We start from the raw sequence: 17,725 nt of genomic DNA on the forward strand, positions 1-17,725 counted from the left end.
TCCTGAAGTAAAACTGAACAAAAAATGGATAAGGTGCTTTTTTATGGTTTTTGTTCAGTTTTTATCCAGCAAAATGCGATACCCGACACCTGACTGAGTAATGATGGGGTTGTTATCTTTATTGCAACCCATTTTACGGCGCAGGCGATAGATCAGCGAGGTGATGGTTTCCAGACTATTAACACCTGCTTCGCGCTCCAACTGGTGAAACAATTCATCACGAGGCACCAGTGAGCCACCGGCAGCCACCAGCAGTTTCAACAGGGTAAACTCTGCTTTAGTCAGGTGCTCCTGACGCCCATCATGATGTGTCATGCAAAAACTCTCAGCATTCAGTGTCCAGCCCGTGAAACAGGATGTCTGAGTAGCTGTATTACGGCGCAGGGTATTACGTACCCTCAGCTCCAGCTCTCTGGCACTGAAGGGTTTAACGATATAGTCATCGGCACCCAGCTCCAATCCGCGAATACGGCTGGGTTCATCCATTCGGGCCGATACGATGAACACAGGCACATCACTCTGCTTGCGCAACTCAGCCAGTAACTCCAAACCGTCCACGTCTGGCAGGTTCAGGTCCAGCAGGATCAGATCAAACCGGTGTGTAGCCAACTGCTGGCGGAAGGTTTCACCACTTTCAGCCACACTGATCTGATGCCCGTAGACCTGCAGGTACTCTCGGATCAGTTCACGCAGGTGAAAATCATCTTCCACCACCAACAGGTGTGTTGCGTTCATGCTTCGCTCCGTTTCTTCTGCTGTTCCGGCGGCACATCCGGCAATTCAACAATAAAACAACTGCCTTGCCCTGGCTCACTCTCCAAAAGTAACTGGCCGCCATGCAGACGTGCAATGCGCTCGGCAACATACAGCCCCATACCCAAACCAGGTTCGGTCACTTCAACGCCGCGCTGGAACTTACCGAAAATACGCTGTTGATCAGTCACCGGAATACCTACCCCGTTATCCCAGACCATCAGGCGATAAAGACCGGGCAGAGCCTGACCATCAATTCGCAGGGTTCTACCCGGTGGATTGTGACGCAAGGCATTGTCGAGCAATTGCAACAGCAGGGTTTCCAGCAGTTGAGGATCACCAGCCAGACGACCGCTGACCTCCTGCTCAACCTGCGCCTGGCGTTGCTGAATCAGAGGTTGCAGCTGGGCCAACACCTTCTGCACCAGTGGGCGGCATTCAACCTGTGCCGCATCCCGCCGCCACTGCAGGCGCTCAAAGTTCTCCAACTGAAGCGCCTTGTCGACCAGTTGCATGAGTTTGTCCAGCGACTGGCGCTGATGTTCCAGGCTTTTGGCCTGCAACTCAGGGTTTTTGCCACCCGTAACACTCAGCAACTCATTGGCCGAAAGAATGGCTGCCAGCGGTGTACGAAACTCATGGGCCACACGCCGCAGGAACTGCTGCTGATCCAGACCAGCCTTTTGCTCCTCTTCCAGTGCAAGATTCAAGGCTTGGTCACGGGCTTTTTCATAAGCCCGTTTTGCAGCGTAAACCCGATCATTAACGGTCAACTGCATCAACACCATATGCACCAGGCTACCGGCAATCGATAAGGCATTGTTCCAGAACTTCAGCTGGATCAGCCCCAGCAGCCCAAAAATGGTCACCAGTGCAGCCAGCATCAGCGGGCCAAACGCCAGCAGGTAAAAACGGGCTGCACGATTGCCGCGAACCGCCAACCAGATGGCCAGCAACAGGTTAAAAAACACCTGCAGCACAAACACCTGCCACAACCAGGGCTTCAACCAGGCATCCCAGCCACCCAGAATCGCCAACACTCCCAACGTCAGCAACAAACCGTGAAACAGCCACAAAAAGCGATCCAGTCGCGGGTGATGCCGCTGTAGCTGCACCAGATCACGCAGTAACCACCAAGTCAGTAGAATCAACAGACTGTGCAACAAACTGATCCAGGGTTCTGCACGTAGCGGCTGATCCCAGGCCAGTAAAAAGTGGGCAATGCCTTCGGTCATTGAAAGGAACAGAGCCAAAGCCATCAGGTAGGCAGCATAAATGCCATAAATGCGTTCCCTCATTACCACTGACTGCATCGCATTAATCAGCGCCAACAACAGGGCCGCCATCAGAAAACCACCCATCATGAGCATTTCACGTCCAAGGTGACGGGTCATGGCTTCCGGTTCCCAGATTCTCAGACTCGCCGCCAGGTTACTGGTGGTTTGAATCTGCAGGTACCAGGTACGCGTCTCGCCGGCCTCCAGACGCAACTCAAACACTGAAGTACGATGTTGCACACTGCGATGAGCCCAGCGGCTATTGTCACCTTGAACCTCAACTCGCCACTGGTCTTTGCCCACAGGTTGATAAAGCGTTACATGATCCAGGTGCGCAGGACGCACTTCCAGCCAGCCTTCATAGGCTCGGTCGTATTGGTTGGTCAGTGTGAATTTTAACCAGGCAGTACCGGGCTGGTACCCCAGGTTCAGATCACCATCCAGAGGGATAAATGCCTGCTCTTTGGCCAGCAAGTCATTCAGTGTCAAGCGGTTATCAGCATCATAAAAAAACAACAACTGGCCGGCCAGGTCATGCACAGGGCGCACCAGGGTTTGTGCTTGCAGTAGAGTGCTGAACAGCAGCAATACCAGCAGCAGTGTTTTGGGTATCAGTTTCGAGGCAGATGGTCCATTCATTGATGCTTCCCCATGCAAGTCACCACAGCGGGTCACTGACAACCCACCACTTCCGGTTCACGCTCCAGCGACACGGCAAAACGCTTTTGCACCTCAGCACGGATTTTCTCTGCCAGCGCCAGCAGCTGTTCGGCATCACCACCACCCTGATGCACCAACACCAGCGCCTGGCGGTCATGCACACCCACAGCACCCTGTTGAAAGCCTTTGAATCCACACTGGTCAATCAACCAGCCTGCAGCCAGTTTAACCCCCTGCTCAGCGCGGTAGGTTGGCAGTTGCGGCCAGTCGGCCTTGAGTTGCTCCGCCTGCTGATGACTGACCAGCGGATTCTTGAAAAAGCTGCCAACATTGCCAATCACTGCCGGGTCAGGCAGTTTTTCCCGGCGAATGTCCGCCACGGTTTCAGCAATCAGCTGTGGCAAAGGCAGGTCATCCACCTGCTGTTGTAAACGCCGCTGCAGGCGTTCTGCCAGATCACCGTAACCCAGCCGAGGTTCGGCCTGGCGCTTTAACTGCAGCTGCAAGGCCGTGATGACAAAACGTCCTTTCCAGTCTCGCTTGAAACGGCTGTCACGGTAAGCCAGCGCGCAGTCTGCCGCAGGAATCACCTCAAAACGGGCAGCCTGTCCATTCCGGGGCAACCACCAGCCTTCCACAGCCAGCAGGCAATCAGCCACTTCAGCGCCATAAGCACCGATATTCTGGATCGGGGCGGCACCGGCCTGACCGGGAATCAGCGCCAGATTTTCCAGCCCGTGATACCCCCAGGCGGTGGTTTCCATCACCAGTTGGTGCCAGTTGTTTCCGGCAGGCACACGCAGGCACAGCTGATCCGGTAACTGTTGCGGCCACTCCAGTGGCCGGGCTTGTTGCTGCAATACCAGCGCATTCAGGGTTGAACGCAAAATGACATTACTGCCACCACCCAGCGGAAACACTGGCAAGTTCAGGCTCAGTGCAAAATCGAAAATTTCTGGCAGCTCATCCGGATGATCAGCACGCACCAACCAGGGCGCATGGCAGGTGAAACCCAGCGTATTAAGGCCGGTCAGGTCTGCCTGTGGTTGCTTGAAGATCATTCAAAGACCGTGGTGTTTGCGAATCTGGATCAGCAGGCGTTTGCAGGCCGACTCCACCAGGTCAATCACCTGATGAAAACCGGCTTCACCGCCGTAATAAGGATCGGGCACTTCACTGATGGCCGAAGGGTTGTAACTCAGCAGCAAACGGATTTTGTCCAGCTGCTCCAGCTCTGTGACCAGATCTTCCAGCGCAGCCTGGTTCTGGCGATCCATTGGCAGAATGTAATCAAAACGATCCAGATCCCCGGCCTCTACCTGACGCGCCCGCTGTGCTGACAGATCATACCCCCGATCCAGTGCCGCCTTCTGCATGCGGGCATCCGGTGCCTTGCCAACGTGCCAGTCACCGGTACCTGCTGAATCAATGTGAATCCGATCCTGCAAACCGGCAGTTTCCACCAGACTGCGAAACACACCTTCCGCCGTTGGTGAGCGACAAATATTGCCCAGACACACAAACAACACACTGACTTGAGGTTGACTGCTCATTCAGCATTGTCCTTCAACAAGGTTTTCAGACGCAGGTAATCTTCCGGGGTATCCACACCATGAGGATGGTGTTCACAGGCTTCAGCCACATGAATCCGGTGCCCCTGCCAGAGTGCTCGCAACTGTTCCAGCTGCTCAGCCTGCTCCAAAGGTGCCGGTGGCCAGGTGACATACTGGTTCAGGAAAGCCACCCGATAGGCATAAATGCCGATGTGGCGTTGAAAGTTCACACCCGCAGGCAAGGCATCCGGCTGAAAATGGCCAGTACCCTGATTAATGAAATGATCCCTGACCCAGGGTTGTGGGCTGCGACTGAAATAAAGTGCCAACCCACGGCAATCACTCACCACCTTGACAATATTCGGGTTAAACACTGCCGCCACTTCATGAATGGTTTCACTCAGCGTGGCCATGCTGGCTTCAGAACAGGCCGCCAGGTTGTTCGCCACCTGGTTGATCAGTGCCGGAGGAATCAGTGGTTCATCACCCTGCACATTCACCACCAGTGCTTCATCCGGCAACTGCAGCAGCCGGGCCACTTCCTGCAGACGATCCGTGCCACTGGGATGTTCCGCCGAGGTCATGCAAACCTCAGCACCAAAGGCCTGCGCCGCATCGCGGATGCGTTCATCATCAGTGGCAATCACCACCCGGCTGGCATGGCTGGCACAAGCCCGCTCCCAGACATGCTGAATCATGGGTTTGCCGCCCATCATCAACAGGGGTTTACCGGGTAACCGCGAAGAAGCGTAACGCGCAGGAATAATGGCCGTGAAACTCATTTTTTATCCAGCTTCTCTTCAGCTGTGAGTACACGTGCCTCACTTTCCAGCATCACCGGCAGGCCATCACGAATCGGATAAGCCAGACCACTGGCCCGGCAAATCAGCTCCTGCGCTTCCTTGTCATAGGTCAGCGGGGCATGGGAAACCGGGCACACCAACAGTGCCAATAACTGTTTATCCATTGCAGACTCCAGTTCTTGAAGATGAATCAGGTAGAATGTCCGGCTGGATTGTACACCAGTTTAATGGAGGCTTTGTTGAAATCCCCCTGTGTCGGTTTCTGTTCCACCACCTTTGGTGATCCCATCTGTCGTGGTTGCAAGCGCACCATTCGCGAAGTTGATCAGTGGAATACCCTGACCGGTGGTGAACAGCGCCAGGTCTGGCAGCGCCTTTGGCAACAAACCACCGAAGTGGTGTGTCGTTATCTGGCGGTCAAAGACTCCACACTGCTGCGCCAGCAATTGCAGCGCTTTGCCGTGCGCCATCATCTGGGCGCACCACCAGAGGTCTGGGCACTGGATTTATTGCGTGCTGGCAGTGAACAAATCCGTGATCTTTCCGCCTACGGCCTGGAACTGTTGCCCAGTTGGAAGCGTCTAACTCCTGCTGAACTGTTTAATCGCATCAATGCCCAACTCTGGCTGGAAGCCGCACAGGCTGCTCGTGACAGCCACCCTGACAACGACCAAAGTTGAAGCCTTGCTGCGCTTGCTCAACTTAACTTTGTCGACACTTTAAACTACAATGCCAGCGCCTTTTAAAGGGATCGATGTCACCATCGATTGCTTTGATTCAAAGAAACAGGATTTTTTGCTGTCGATCGAAGCGCTAACAGATGAGGGTATAAAACCGTGCTAGAAGCTTACCGCAAACATGTTGAAGAACGCGCTCAGGAAGGCGTGCCACCAAAACCCCTTGATGCAGACCAGACCGCCGCTTTGGTTGACCTGCTGAAGAATCCGCCAAAGGGTGAAGAAGCATTCCTGGTCGACCTGATCACCAACCGTGTTCCTCCGGGGGTTGATGAAGCTGCCTATGTCAAGGCTGGTTTCCTGGCTGCCATCGCCAAGGGTGAAACCACCTCCCCACTGATTTCTGCCGAACTGGCTGTCAAACTGCTGGGCACCATGCAGGGCGGTTACAACATCGTCACGCTGGTTGACCTGCTGGACAGCGATGACCTGGGCGCTCTGGCTGCCGAAGAGCTGAAATCCACCCTGCTGATGTTCGATGCTTTCCACGATGTGGCTGACAAGGCCAAAGAAGGCAACCAACACGCCAAGGCAGTACTCCAATCCTGGGCCGACGCCGAGTGGTTCACCAACAAGCCTGCACTGGCTGAAAAAATCTCCCTGACCGTCTTCAAGGTACCGGGCGAAACCAACACTGACGACCTGTCTCCGGCTCCGGATGCCTGGTCCCGTCCTGATATCCCGGTTCATGCCAACGCCATGCTGAAAATGGCTCGTGACGGTATTGAGCCAGTTGAGCCAGGTGCCATTGGTCCGCTGAAACAGATCGAAGCAGTGAAAGCCAAGGGCTTCCCGGTTGCTTACGTGGGTGACGTGGTCGGTACCGGTTCTTCCCGTAAGTCTGCCACCAACTCGGTGCTGTGGTTCTTCGGTGACGACATTCCTTACGTTCCGAACAAGCGCGCCGGTGGTTTCTGTTTCGGTTCCAAAATTGCTCCGATCTTCTACAACACCATGGAAGATGCCGGTGCACTGCCGATCGAAATGCCGGTCGACAACCTGAACATGGGCGACGTGATTGACGTTTACCCCTACGAAGGCAAGGTGTGCAAGCACGGCACCAATGAAGTGATCTCCACCTTCGAACTGAAAACTCAGGTACTGCTGGACGAAGTACGTGCCGGTGGCCGTATTCCGCTGATCATTGGTCGCGGTCTGACTGAAAAAGCACGTGCGGAACTGGGCATGGGCCCATCCACCGTATTCAAACAGCCTGACCAGCCTGTTGATACCGGCAAGGGTTACACCCTGGCCCAGAAGATGGTTGGTAAAGCTTGTGGTGTGGCCGGTGTTCGCCCCGGTACTTACTGTGAGCCGAAGATGACCACCGTTGGCTCTCAGGACACCACTGGTCCGATGACCCGTGACGAGCTGAAAGACCTGGCCTGTCTGGGCTTCTCTGCCGACCTGGTGATGCAGTCTTTCTGTCACACTGCGGCTTATCCGAAGCCGGTTGACGTGGTGACTCACCACACCCTGCCTGACTTCATCATGAACCGTGGCGGTGTTTCCCTGCGTCCCGGTGACGGTATCATCCACTCCTGGCTGAACCGCATGCTGCTGCCAGACACCGTGGGTACTGGTGGTGACTCCCACACCCGTTTCCCGCTGGGCATTTCTTTCCCGGCCGGTTCTGGTCTGGTGGCTTTTGCCGCTGCCACTGGCGTCATGCCGCTGGACATGCCGGAATCCGTACTGGTGCGCTTCAAAGGTGAAATGCAGCCTGGCATCACTCTGCGCGACCTGGTTCATGCCATTCCTCACCAGGCCATCAAAGACGGTCTGCTGACTGTTGAGAAGAAAGGCAAGAAGAACATCTTCTCAGGCCGCGTACTGGAAATCGAAGGTCTGGAGCACCTGACCGCTGAACAGGCATTCGAACTGTCTGATGCTTCTGCCGAGCGCTCTGCTGCTGGCTGTACCATCACCCTGTCTGAAGCGTCCGTGGCTGAGTACCTGAAGTCCAACATCACCCTGCTGCGCTGGATGATTGCCAACGGTTACGGTGATCCCCGTACCCTGGAGCGTCGCGCCAAAGCCATGGAAGACTGGCTGGCCAACCCGCAGCTGCTGCGTGCTGACAAAGATGCTGAATACGCTGCCGTGATCGAAATCGATCTGAACCAGATCAAAGAGCCCATCCTGTGTGCTCCGAACGATCCGGACGATGCCCGCACCCTGTCTGAAGTGGCTGGCACCAAGATCGACGAAGTATTCATCGGCTCCTGTATGACCAACATCGGTCACTTCCGCGCCGCTGGTAAGCTGCTCGAGAAGTTCAAGGGTGCCATCCCGACCCGTCTGTGGCTGGCTCCGCCCACCAAGATGGATCAGCACCAACTGACCGAAGAAGGCTACTACGGTATTTACGGCAAGGCCGGTGCCCGCATGGAAATGCCCGGTTGCTCCCTGTGCATGGGTAACCAGGCACGTATTGCAGCCAAGTCCACTGCAGTATCCACCTCAACCCGTAACTTCCCGAACCGTCTGGGTGATGGCGCTGACGTGTTCCTGGCCTCTGCCGAGCTGGCTGCGGTTGCTTCCATTCTGGGCAAACTGCCAACCACTGCCGAGTACATGGAATTTGCTGCCACCATCAACACCATGGCCAGCGATGTGTACCGCTACCTGAACTTCGATCAGATTGCCGAGTACCAGAAAGCAGCCTCTTCAGTGATTCCGGTTGCTCAGGAATCCTGAAACCAGTCATCAGACTGACCAAAACCCCGCCAACGGCGGGGTTTTTTTATGCTTGCATCCCTTGCGCGACTGATGCAGATTACTGGGTCTTACGGTTCATGTGCACTGCAATAAAGAATAGGTCATCCATCATGTCTCAAGTCCATCGTGTCACTCTGGATCACCTGGCGGTACTCGAACTCAAGGGTGGTCAGCCGGATCAGTTACTGCAAGGCCAGGTCACCTGCGACCTGCGACTGCTCAAGGAAGATCAGGCACTGCCGGGGTTGCTGTGCAATCTGAAAGGTCGGGTGGTGACCAGCTTTGAGCTGCTGCGCCTGGCCAGTGATCACCTGCTGCTGGTACTGCCCGCCGACAATCTGCCAGCCCTGACCGATCACCTGAAAAAATTTCTGCCGTTTTTTCGCTGCACCCTGCAAGAGGTCACCGAACAGTGGCAACTGCTGGGGTTATCTGGCAAAGAAGCACCCGCACTGATCAGCAGCCTGATTACCCCCTGGCCTGAAGGCAAGTATGGCGCTTCCATCAGTGAAACCGGCATTGCCCTGCGTTTACCGGCGACCCTGCCGCGGGCACTGGTGTTACTGAAACGCGAACAGAGTGAGCACAGCAATCTGCTGCAACGCCTGAACAGTCTGACCGAAGCCACTCCAGCCAGCTGCTGGCAGATGCTGGATATTCAGGCCGGACGTGTGGAGGTGACGGCTCAACTGACCGACAGCTACCTGCCGCAGATGCTCAACCTTCAAGCGGTGGGCGCCATCAGTTTCAAAAAAGGCTGTTATATCGGGCAGGAAATTGTGGCCCGCGCGCAATACCGGGGTCAGGTCAAAAAACGCCTGTACCGGGTGCACCTGCCCTGCAGCGAACTGAATGAGCTGCCTGCCAACGTGCTGGACAGCGACAACAAAGTGGTGGGAGACATCATTCTGTCGGCTCCGGACCGCCGTAGCGAAACCGAAGCGCTGGCGGTTCTCAGCATCACGGCCGTGGAAGAAGCCACCCCCCTGTTTGTGCAGGTTGATGGACAAAGCGTTAAACTGAACCTGTTGCAGCTGCCCTATGATGCACAGGGGCGGCTGAATGCCCCTTTTGAAACAACCTGATCAATCGATTCTTTTATTTTCGGAGTGAACACCATGCCTGCATTTGAATTGAAACTGATGGGACTGACCTGTGGTGGTTGTGTCAATAAGGTCACCCAGGCCCTGATGACTCTGGAAAGCGTGAATCAGGTGGAGGTTACCCAGACTGCTGCACGTGTGGAAGGCAACCTCAGCCCTGAACAAGCCATCGAAGTGATTGAAAACCTCGGCTTTGAAGCCGAATCAGTCTGATTCAACCGGGAGTAACCATGACCACCACCCGCCTGGCACTGCGCGGCATGCGCTGTGCCGCCTGCGTTTCAAGTATTGATGAAGCATTGAACAAGGTTCCTGGAGTGGAACAGGTCAGTGTCAACCTGCCCGATCGCAGCGCAGAAGTCAGTGGTGATGTGGATGCTGCCGTGTTGGTCAAGGCGGTTGAATCCGCCGGTTTTAATGCCACCCCGATGGGGGCTGATTATGGTGAAGATGAACGTCAGGCCGAAGAAGCCCTGGCATTGAAAAAAGCCTGGCAACGCACCTGGGTGGCACTGGTGGTAGGTGTTCCCCAGATGCTGTTCATGTTCACCGGGCATCTGCCAATGGTTGAAGAGGCACGGCTGGCCTGGGGTTTGATTGGTCTGGCCACCCTGTTTGCGATGGTCTATTCCGGCAGCCATTTTTTCACTGGTGCCTGGTCGGCTTTAAAAAACCGCCATGCCACCATGGACACACTGATTGCCATCGGTACTGCCTCGGCCTGGATTTATTCCACCCTGATTGTGCTCTGGCCTGAGCTGGTTCCGGCAGAAGGACGCCACGTTTATTACGAAGCAGCCGCGTTTATCATTGGCCTGGTGAATCTGGGACATGCACTGGAAACCCGCGCACGCGGCCAGGCCAGTCAGGCCATTCGCAGCCTGATGCAATTACAGCCGGACACCGCCTGGCTGATCTCACCGGACGGTGAAGAAAAGGAAATGCGGCTGGCCTCCATTCAACCCAGTGACCTGCTGCGGGTACGCCCCGGTGAACGCATTCCAGTGGATGGCATCGTTGCTGAAGGTGAAACACGGGTGGATGAATCCATGCTCACGGGTGAACCGATACCGGTCAGCAAAAGCAAGGGCGACTGGTTGTCTGCCGGAACGGTGAACCAGGGTGCCAGCATCAAGATGCGGGTGCGCAAGGTCGGGGAAGACACTGCGCTGGCTCAGATCATTCAACAGGTGCGTCAGGCACAAAACGCCAAACCCGCCATCGGGCGACTGGCCGACAAAATCAGTGGTGTATTTGTACCGGTGGTGATCCTGATTGCCATCCTGACCGCCACTGTCTGGTGGCTTTATGGCCCGGAACCCAGCTCAGCTTATGCACTGGTCACTGCCATGACTGTGTTGGTGATTGCCTGCCCCTGTGCACTGGGACTGGCCACACCCATGTCCATCATGGTGGGTGTGGGACGTGCCGCAGAAAAAGGTGTGTTAATCCGCCGGGGTGATGCCCTGCAGGAGTCCTCGCGCCTGGATGCCGTAATCCTCGACAAGACCGGCACCATCACCGAAGGCAAACCCTCGCTGGTGGCGCTGGAACGACGCCATACATCCGCAGCAGGCCAGCTCAGTGATGATGAACTGCTGGCTCAGCTGGCCTCGCTGGAGCAGGCCTCGGAACATCCACTGGCAACCGCGATCCTGCAGGCCGCCAAAGACAGAAATCTGACTTTGCCAGCCACGGCAACCCCTGAAATCCTTTCCGGTCAGGGCCTTCGCGGGCAGGTCAATAACCAGACCTGGCTGATTGGTAACCTGTCCCTGATGCAGGAACAGGGCGTTGCACTGGATGCCGCCAGCGAACAACTGCGCCTGCAAATGGCGGATCAGGGGCATACTGCGGTACTGCTGGCCGTGGATGGCCAGGTGGAAGCCCTACTGGGCATTGCCGACCCGATCAAAAATGATTCGGCAGCAGCCATCCTGCGCCTGCAACAGGCCGGTGTGCGGGTGGTGATGCTGACCGGTGACAGCCAGCGCACCGCTGCAGCGGTGGCAAAACAGGTGGGCATCACTGAGATTTTTGCCGAAGTGCGCCCGGATCAGAAAGCCGACAAGGTGCGCGAACTGCAGGATCAGGGCTTGCGGGTGGGCATGGTGGGCGATGGTATTAATGATGCCCCGGCACTGGCCCAGGCCAACGTCGGTTTTGCCATCGGCACCGGCACCGACATCGCCATCGAAAGCGCTGACCTCACCCTGATGCGGGGTTCACTGCACGGTGTGGCCGATGCCATGCTGATTTCCCGCGCCACCCTGCGCAACATTTACCAGAACCTGTTTGGTGCCTTTATCTACAATACCCTAGGCATCCCGCTGGCGGCCGGGGTGCTTTTCCCACTCACCGGCTGGTTGATGAATCCGGCTTTTGCCGCTGCAGCCATGGCACTGTCCTCCGTGACCGTGGTCAGTAATGCCAACCGCCTGCGTTTCCAGAAAATCTGATCAGGAGTTTTGTCCATGCCACGTACTGTCACTGTTGCTGCCACCCAGATGGCCTGCTCCACCGATCGTCAGAGCAATATTCAAAAGGCTGAACAGCTGGTGCGTCAGGCGGCAGCTCAGGGTGCCCAGATCATCCTGCTGCAGGAACTGTTTGAAACCCCCTACTTCTGCCAGAAACAGAAATACGACTACCTGAAACTGGCCACTCCACTGGAGCAGAATCCGGCAGTGGCACATTTCCAGAAGCTGGCGGCAGAACTTCAGGTGGTGCTGCCGATCTGCTTTTATGAACTGGCCGGACAGGTGCGCTTTAACACCGTGGTGATGATTGATGCGGATGGCAGCCTGCATCCCAATCGCTACCGCAAGACCCACATTCCCGACGGTCCCGGTTACAGCGAAAAATTCTACTTTTCACCGGGCGATACCGGCTTTCAGATCTGGGATACCCGTTATGCCCGCATCGGGCTGGGCATCTGCTGGGATCAGTGGTTCCCGGAAACGGCGCGTGCACTGGCGCTGCAGGGCGCTGAAATCATCTTCTACCCCACCGCCATCGGCAGTGAACCCCATGACCCCACCCTCGACAGCCGTGACCACTGGCAACGCACCCAGCAGGGCCATGCCGCAGCCAACCTCACCCCGGTGGTGGTCTCCAACCGGGTGGGTGTGGAACAGGAAGATGACTGGCAAATCACCTTCTACGGCTCATCCTTCATCACCGATGGTTTTGGTGCCAAGGTGGCTGAGCTGGATCGCCAACAAGAAGGGGTACTGATCCAGACCTTTGACCTGGACCAACTGGCGTTCACCCGCCAGAGCTGGGGTGTATTTCGCGACCGCCGACCGGATCGTTACACCACCCTGCTGAGCAAGGATGGTTTGAGATAAGCATCAGCAACTTGGCTGATCAGGGTGTTTTTCCATAAGGGGCATTGGGTTCCTGCAGTACGCCAGCTGAATCCGGCTTGGGGTGAAGATGCACAATAACCCCCTTTTGGCTGACCACAAGTGCTGTCCCTGTCTGTATCGCCAGTTCACGTGCACGCTGAGCTGCCCGTTGCAGAGCAGACATGGAACCACGTAAATCTGCATTGCTGGCTTGTTCTATCGGCTTGAGGTGCTTCATGTTTTTTCACTCCAATCCAGTAGCTCTGGCATTTCAGCAGAATTATCATAAAGTGCCCAGGCATCAACAGCTGGCGCATAATAATTTGTAAAGTTTTTAATGCCCGCATCAAAGCGACGGCGAATCACAGGCTCAGGAATATTGTGTCCACCCTGTTTGACCCGCTGGACTACGCGGGCAACAGCTTCATCGGCACTTTGAAGTCGTAGAAAGATCAACTCCACCTGATAGCCTGCCTTCTGCCATGTATTGATATGGCGCAAGTATCCCTTGCCTGAAAGAGTAGTTTCAAAGGCAAAACTCTCTCCAGAAAGGAAATGGCGTCTTAGCGCGTCAAGCATCAAGCGACCTGCCTGAACTGCGGCAGTTTCAGGTGCAAAAGGTGCAAGACCCGCAGCAATCAAATCAGCATTAACAAAAACCGGGCAGCTTGCCTCATTCGGCAAAAACTCCCGTGCAAAAGTCGTTTTACCTGCACCATTGGGGCCCGCAATAATGATGACTTTACGTTCATCTCTCATCAGGCAAAACGCCCAGCGGTGATGGGTGCAGGCTGTTGCTGGGTGATGCAGTGGATGTTGCCGCCGCCCAGCAGGATTTCCCGTCCCGGCAGCATGACCACACGGCGATCCGGGAACAACTGACGCAGGATTTCTTCTGCCGCAAGGTCTTCCGGTACATCAAAAGCAGGAGCAATGATGCCACCGTTAACGATCAGAAAATTGATGTAGCTGCCTGCCAGACGAATACCGGGATCACGCGGTTGGCTGCCATCGACCGCATCCACACCCTCACATTCTTCCGCTGTGGCATAAATGGGTGATGGAATCGGCATCAGGTGAATCACCAGACTGCGCCCTCTGGCATCACGGCTTTCACTCAGTACCTTGTAAGCTGCCTGGCAACGACGGTAATTGGGGTCCTGCTCATCATCGGTCCAGGCCAGCAGCACCTCACCGGGACGGATAAAACAACAGAAGTTATCCACATGCCCATCGGTTTCATCATTGTATAAACCTTCCGGCAACCAGATGATGCAGGACACACCTAAGTGGTGACACAACTCGGCTTCTATGGCCGAGCGATCCAGATGTGGATTGCGATTGGGGTTCAGCAGGCATTCTTCAGTGGTGATCAGGGTGCCTTCACCATCCACATGAATGGCACCGCCTTCCAGTATAAAACCTTCGGTGCGGATGCGGCGCAGCTTTTCGATCTGCAAAATCTTGCGGGCCACCTGATCATCCCGCTGCCAGGGAAAATACAGGCCACCGTTCAGCCCCCCCCAGGCATTGAACTGCCAGTCCATGCCCGCCACTTCACCCTCATGGTTCACCACAAAGGTTGGCCCGGTATCACGCACCCAGGCATCATCAGAAGCCATTTCCACCACGCGGATGTTGTCATGCTCCAGACGGTTGCAGGCATTTTCATACTGGTCAGCATTGACCCCCACGGTCACCGGCTCAAACTCGGCAATGGCTCTTGCCACACGGGCGAAAGCTGCCTGTGCAGGTTTACCACCCAGACGCCAGTTATCCGGGCGCTGCGGCCAGAGCATCCAGGTCTGGTGATGTTCAGCCCATTCGGCCGGCATGAAAAAATGCTTGTGCGGCATGGTCATCCCCGCTGGCTGCGTGCCTTGGCTTTACTGGCCATCACTGCACGCTGCACATCCGACATGAAGTTTTCTTCTTCCTCCAGCTCATCCATGCCTTCCGCCAGCATGTTCGGACCACTTTTGAGCTCCTGTTGTGCAAGAGGTTTGATGCGCTCCATGGCAGTGCGCACTTCATTAAAGACATTGCTGAATTGGGCCTGATCAGTACCTCGGTATTTTTTCAGTTCCTTCAGAATGTTCTGGTAATAAATGATGGCGGCGCGGTATTTCTTGTTCTGCAACTGCTCCTCGGCCATGGATTTATTCATTTCCACCACCACCTGGGTAGCAGCATGACGAAGTGCGCTCAGAAACTCCTGTCCTTTGGTTTCACTCAGCTTGCCTTCACGAAATTCCTTCATGATCAGGAATTGCACATTTTTCAGCTGGTTCATGGCCTCCTGGCCCTTTTGCTGATTCTCAATGGGTTGAGGGGTGGGATTGGGATTGGCTTTAACTTCACGCACCTTGGTTTCTGCTTCACTGACATAAGCAAGAAACTCTTCCCGTTTGTCCCCAGCATCCTGCTGGGCATGCAGAATACTGATCCAGCGCTCCGCCAGAGCGGATCGCAGATCATAAGGCAGGAGGTGAGGACGGATACGAGTGACCAGCGGCTCAATGCGCTTGGCTTGGGTTTCGAATTCGCGGATCTTGCGCTCCATCTGTACCCTTTTTTCTTCCTGAACCTTGCGGTGGTGAACCATAAACAAGGTAGCAAAAGCCAGCGTAACCACTACACCCAGTACAATCAGAGCAGTCATGAGTTTTTCCGTATTATGAACAACTTTATTGATGACATGAGAATACACCGAATATACCCCGTCAACCGCCGCCTTTCCACTTTGCAATGTAAGCAGCGACCAACCTTTTTTTCAGTTCGCTTCTTCTAACAAAAGATTCTAAGCAGCAATCTTGTTATAACCCATATCAAGCGTTAGGCTTGTCACCATTCTAAGCCTCCATTCAGGAACACCATCATGCCGCTGAATCTGAAACAACTGAAACGCACCCTGGCCGTCACTGGCCTGTCACTGGCACTGGGCGCCACTCCGGCACTGGCCAGCAATGCCAGCCTGCTGAATTCTTCTTACGACATTGCCCGCGAACTCTTCGCCAGCTACAACGAACTCTTTGCTGCCCACTGGCAAGAACAAACCGGCCAGACCGTGGAAGTGCGTCAGTCACACGGCGGTTCATCCCGCCAGGCGCAGGCCATCATCCAGGGCTTGCGGGCTGATGTGGTGACTTTTAACCAGGTCACCGACATTGACATCCTGCACCAACGCGGCAACCTGCTGCCGGCCAACTGGAATGAACAGTTCCCCAATGCCAGCTCGCCCTACTACTCCACCATGGCGTTTCTGGTGCGCAAGGACAACCCCAAAAACATCCGTGACTGGGATGATCTGGCTCGTGCCGATGTTTCACTGGTGCTGCCCAATCCGAAAACATCCGGCAATGGCCGTTACACCTACCTGGCCGCACTGGGTTATGCGCAGCTGAAATGGGGCAAGGACCAGCAGGCCATTGACAACTTCATGCGTGGCTGGCTGAACCGTGTGGCGGTGTTTGATACCGGCGGACGTGGTGCCACCAACACCTTTGTGGATCGTGGTATCGGCGATGCCCTGCTGACTTTTGAGTCCGAACTGCATGGCATTCGTGCCGCCTACCCGGATCAGGCTTTTGAAATTGTGGTGCCTTCCGCCAGCTTCCTGGCAGAGTTCCCGGTGGCCGTGGTGGAGCGTCATGCCCAGCGCAACGGTAATCTGGAACTGGCCCGTGCCTATCTGGAACACCTCTACAGCGAAGATGCCCAGCGCCTGCTGGCCCGTGACTTCAGCTACCGGGTGCACCATGAACAGGTGAAGGCCGAAACCGCAGCCAACTTCCCGGAACTGCGCCTGCTGACCATTCAGGACATCGCCGGCAGTTGGGAAAAAGCCATGGAAGACCATTTTGCCAATGGTGGCAAACTGGACCAGTACCAGCGTCGGTAAGCCAGCATGTCCAGCATCAGTCTGATTCGTCACTCCTTTCGTGTCACCGGCAGACAGGTTCTGCCGGGATTTGCCCTGAGCCTGGGCATTTCCCTGCTGTTTGTCAGCCTGGTGCTGTTGCTGCCGCTCAGCGGCCTGCTGATGCAATCAGCAGGTATGGGTTGGCAACAATACTGGTCGGTGATCAGTGATCCACGCGTGGTGGCTTCTTACCGTGTCACGCTGTTGATGGCACTGGGGGCCTCGCTGCTGAACGGCGTGATCGGTCTGCTGCTGGCCTGGGTACTGGTGCGCTACACCTTCCCCGGCAAGCGCCTGATTGATGCACTGGTGGACCTGCCTTTTGCCCTGCCCACCGCGGTGGCGGGCATCACCCTGGCAACCCTGTTTGCCAGTGGTGGCTGGTACGGTCAGTGGCTGGCTCAGATCGGCATTCAAGTGGCCTATGCACCCATCGGCATTATGGTGGCGATGCTGTTCACCAGCCTGCCGTTTGTGGTGCGTAATGTTCAACCGGTGATGGAAGACCTGAATGCCGGTGATGAAGAAGCTGCATTAAGCCTGGGCGCCTCTGACTGGACCGTGTTCTGGCGGGTGATTTTCCCCAGCCTGTGGCCCGCCCTGGTGATGGGGGTGATGCTGTCTTTCATTCGCAGTCTGGGTGAGTTTGGCGCCATCATTTTTATTGCCGGCAACATGCCCTACATCAGCGAAGTCACCAGCCTGATGATTTTCATTCGCCTGCAGGAGTTTGATTACGCTGCCGCCAGCGCCATTGCCTCGGTGATCCTGCTGGCCTCACTGCTGCTGCTGTTTGCCGTCAACGTCTGGCAAACCCGTTACCTGAAACGCTTGAAAGGCAACTGA

18 protein-coding genes are annotated in these 17,725 nt (G+C 55.6%); 8 read left to right on the forward strand and 10 right to left on the reverse strand.

The features are described 5' to 3' along the window. Positions 1-54 precede the first annotated feature (54 nt). The 6 genes from BT114_RS11830 to BT114_RS11855 are packed head-to-tail and all read right to left on the reverse strand — an operon-like array spanning position 55 to position 5,210. Positions 55-735 (reverse strand): response regulator transcription factor, encoded by a 681-nt coding sequence (locus tag BT114_RS11830; protein WP_072326717.1) that lies wholly within the window; start codon positions 733-735, stop codon positions 55-57. Next, on the reverse strand, positions 732-2,669 hold the full coding sequence (locus tag BT114_RS11835; protein ID WP_143142831.1) for a sensor histidine kinase: 1,938 nt from the start codon (positions 2,667-2,669) through the stop codon (positions 732-734). Before BT114_RS11835 ends, BT114_RS11830 begins: the two co-directional genes overlap by 4 nt. 32 nt (positions 2,670-2,701) lie before the next feature. Then, positions 2,702-3,751 (reverse strand): UDP-N-acetylmuramate dehydrogenase, encoded by a 1,050-nt coding sequence (gene murB, locus BT114_RS11840; protein WP_072326719.1) that lies wholly within the window; start codon positions 3,749-3,751, stop codon positions 2,702-2,704. Next, on the reverse strand, positions 3,752-4,243 hold the full coding sequence (locus tag BT114_RS11845; RefSeq protein ID WP_072326720.1) for a low molecular weight protein-tyrosine-phosphatase: 492 nt from the start codon (positions 4,241-4,243) through the stop codon (positions 3,752-3,754). After that, on the reverse strand, positions 4,240-5,025 hold the full coding sequence (kdsB, locus tag BT114_RS11850; RefSeq protein WP_072326721.1) for a 3-deoxy-manno-octulosonate cytidylyltransferase: 786 nt from the start codon (positions 5,023-5,025) through the stop codon (positions 4,240-4,242). The genes BT114_RS11845 and kdsB overlap by 4 nt, the downstream gene beginning before the upstream one ends. Further along, positions 5,022-5,210 (reverse strand): Trm112 family protein, encoded by a 189-nt coding sequence (locus tag BT114_RS11855; RefSeq protein ID WP_072326722.1) that lies wholly within the window; start codon positions 5,208-5,210, stop codon positions 5,022-5,024. Before BT114_RS11855 ends, kdsB begins: the two co-directional genes overlap by 4 nt. Before the next feature lie 75 nt (positions 5,211-5,285). Here BT114_RS11855 and BT114_RS11860 point away from each other — a divergent pair, with 75 nt between their 5' ends. From BT114_RS11860 to aguB, 6 genes are all read left to right on the forward strand, one after another. Then, on the forward strand, positions 5,286-5,726 hold the full coding sequence (locus BT114_RS11860) for a DUF1289 domain-containing protein (RefSeq protein ID WP_177247088.1): 441 nt from the start codon (positions 5,286-5,288) through the stop codon (positions 5,724-5,726). Between the two features lie 156 nt (positions 5,727-5,882). Beyond that, the gene (acnB, locus tag BT114_RS11865) at positions 5,883-8,483 is read left to right on the forward strand and encodes a bifunctional aconitate hydratase 2/2-methylisocitrate dehydratase (RefSeq protein ID WP_072326724.1); all 2,601 of its coding nucleotides are present in this window, start codon (positions 5,883-5,885) and stop codon (positions 8,481-8,483) included. Positions 8,484-8,614: 131 nt separating this feature from the next. Next, complete coding sequence (ygfZ, locus tag BT114_RS11870) at positions 8,615-9,589, forward strand: CAF17-like 4Fe-4S cluster assembly/insertion protein YgfZ (RefSeq protein ID WP_072326725.1); 975 nt, start codon at positions 8,615-8,617, stop codon at positions 9,587-9,589. Positions 9,590-9,622: 33 nt separating this feature from the next. Further along, complete coding sequence (locus tag BT114_RS11875) at positions 9,623-9,820, forward strand: heavy-metal-associated domain-containing protein (protein WP_072326726.1); 198 nt, start codon at positions 9,623-9,625, stop codon at positions 9,818-9,820. Positions 9,821-9,837: 17 nt separating this feature from the next. After that, positions 9,838-12,066 (forward strand): heavy metal translocating P-type ATPase, encoded by a 2,229-nt coding sequence (locus tag BT114_RS11880; protein ID WP_072326727.1) that lies wholly within the window; start codon positions 9,838-9,840, stop codon positions 12,064-12,066. 15 nt (positions 12,067-12,081) lie between these two features. After that, positions 12,082-12,957, forward strand: coding sequence for an N-carbamoylputrescine amidase (gene aguB, locus BT114_RS11885; RefSeq protein ID WP_072326728.1), 876 nt, complete (start codon positions 12,082-12,084; stop codon positions 12,955-12,957). Between the two features lie 19 nt (positions 12,958-12,976). Here the strand turns inward: aguB and BT114_RS11890 are convergent, their stop codons facing one another. The 4 genes from BT114_RS11890 to BT114_RS11905 are packed head-to-tail and all read right to left on the reverse strand — an operon-like array spanning position 12,977 to position 15,619. Then, positions 12,977-13,195 carry a hypothetical protein gene (locus BT114_RS11890; RefSeq protein ID WP_072326729.1) on the reverse strand — a complete coding sequence of 73 codons (219 nt, stop codon included), beginning with the start codon at positions 13,193-13,195 and terminating at the stop codon, positions 12,977-12,979. Continuing rightward, entirely contained in the window at positions 13,192-13,716 is a 525-nt protein-coding gene (locus BT114_RS11895; RefSeq protein ID WP_072326730.1) for an ATPase, read from the reverse strand. The genes BT114_RS11890 and BT114_RS11895 overlap by 4 nt, the downstream gene beginning before the upstream one ends. Next, entirely contained in the window at positions 13,716-14,813 is a 1,098-nt protein-coding gene (aguA, locus tag BT114_RS11900; RefSeq protein WP_245770443.1) for an agmatine deiminase, read from the reverse strand. The genes BT114_RS11895 and aguA overlap by 1 nt, the downstream gene beginning before the upstream one ends. 2 nt (positions 14,814-14,815) lie before the next feature. After that, positions 14,816-15,619 carry a hypothetical protein gene (locus BT114_RS11905; RefSeq protein WP_072326732.1) on the reverse strand — a complete coding sequence of 268 codons (804 nt, stop codon included), beginning with the start codon at positions 15,617-15,619 and terminating at the stop codon, positions 14,816-14,818. 216 nt (positions 15,620-15,835) lie between these two features. Here BT114_RS11905 and cysP point away from each other — a divergent pair, with 216 nt between their 5' ends. Next, the gene (cysP, locus tag BT114_RS11910; protein ID WP_072326733.1) at positions 15,836-16,858 is read left to right on the forward strand and encodes a thiosulfate ABC transporter substrate-binding protein CysP; all 1,023 of its coding nucleotides are present in this window, start codon (positions 15,836-15,838) and stop codon (positions 16,856-16,858) included. Between the two features lie 6 nt (positions 16,859-16,864). Beyond that, entirely contained in the window at positions 16,865-17,725 is an 861-nt protein-coding gene (gene cysT / locus BT114_RS11915; protein WP_072326734.1) for a sulfate/thiosulfate ABC transporter permease CysT, read from the forward strand.

This window comes from Marinospirillum alkaliphilum DSM 21637, from assembly GCF_900119735.1.
Taxonomy (GTDB): Bacteria; Pseudomonadota; Gammaproteobacteria; order Pseudomonadales; family Halomonadaceae; genus Marinospirillum; species Marinospirillum alkaliphilum.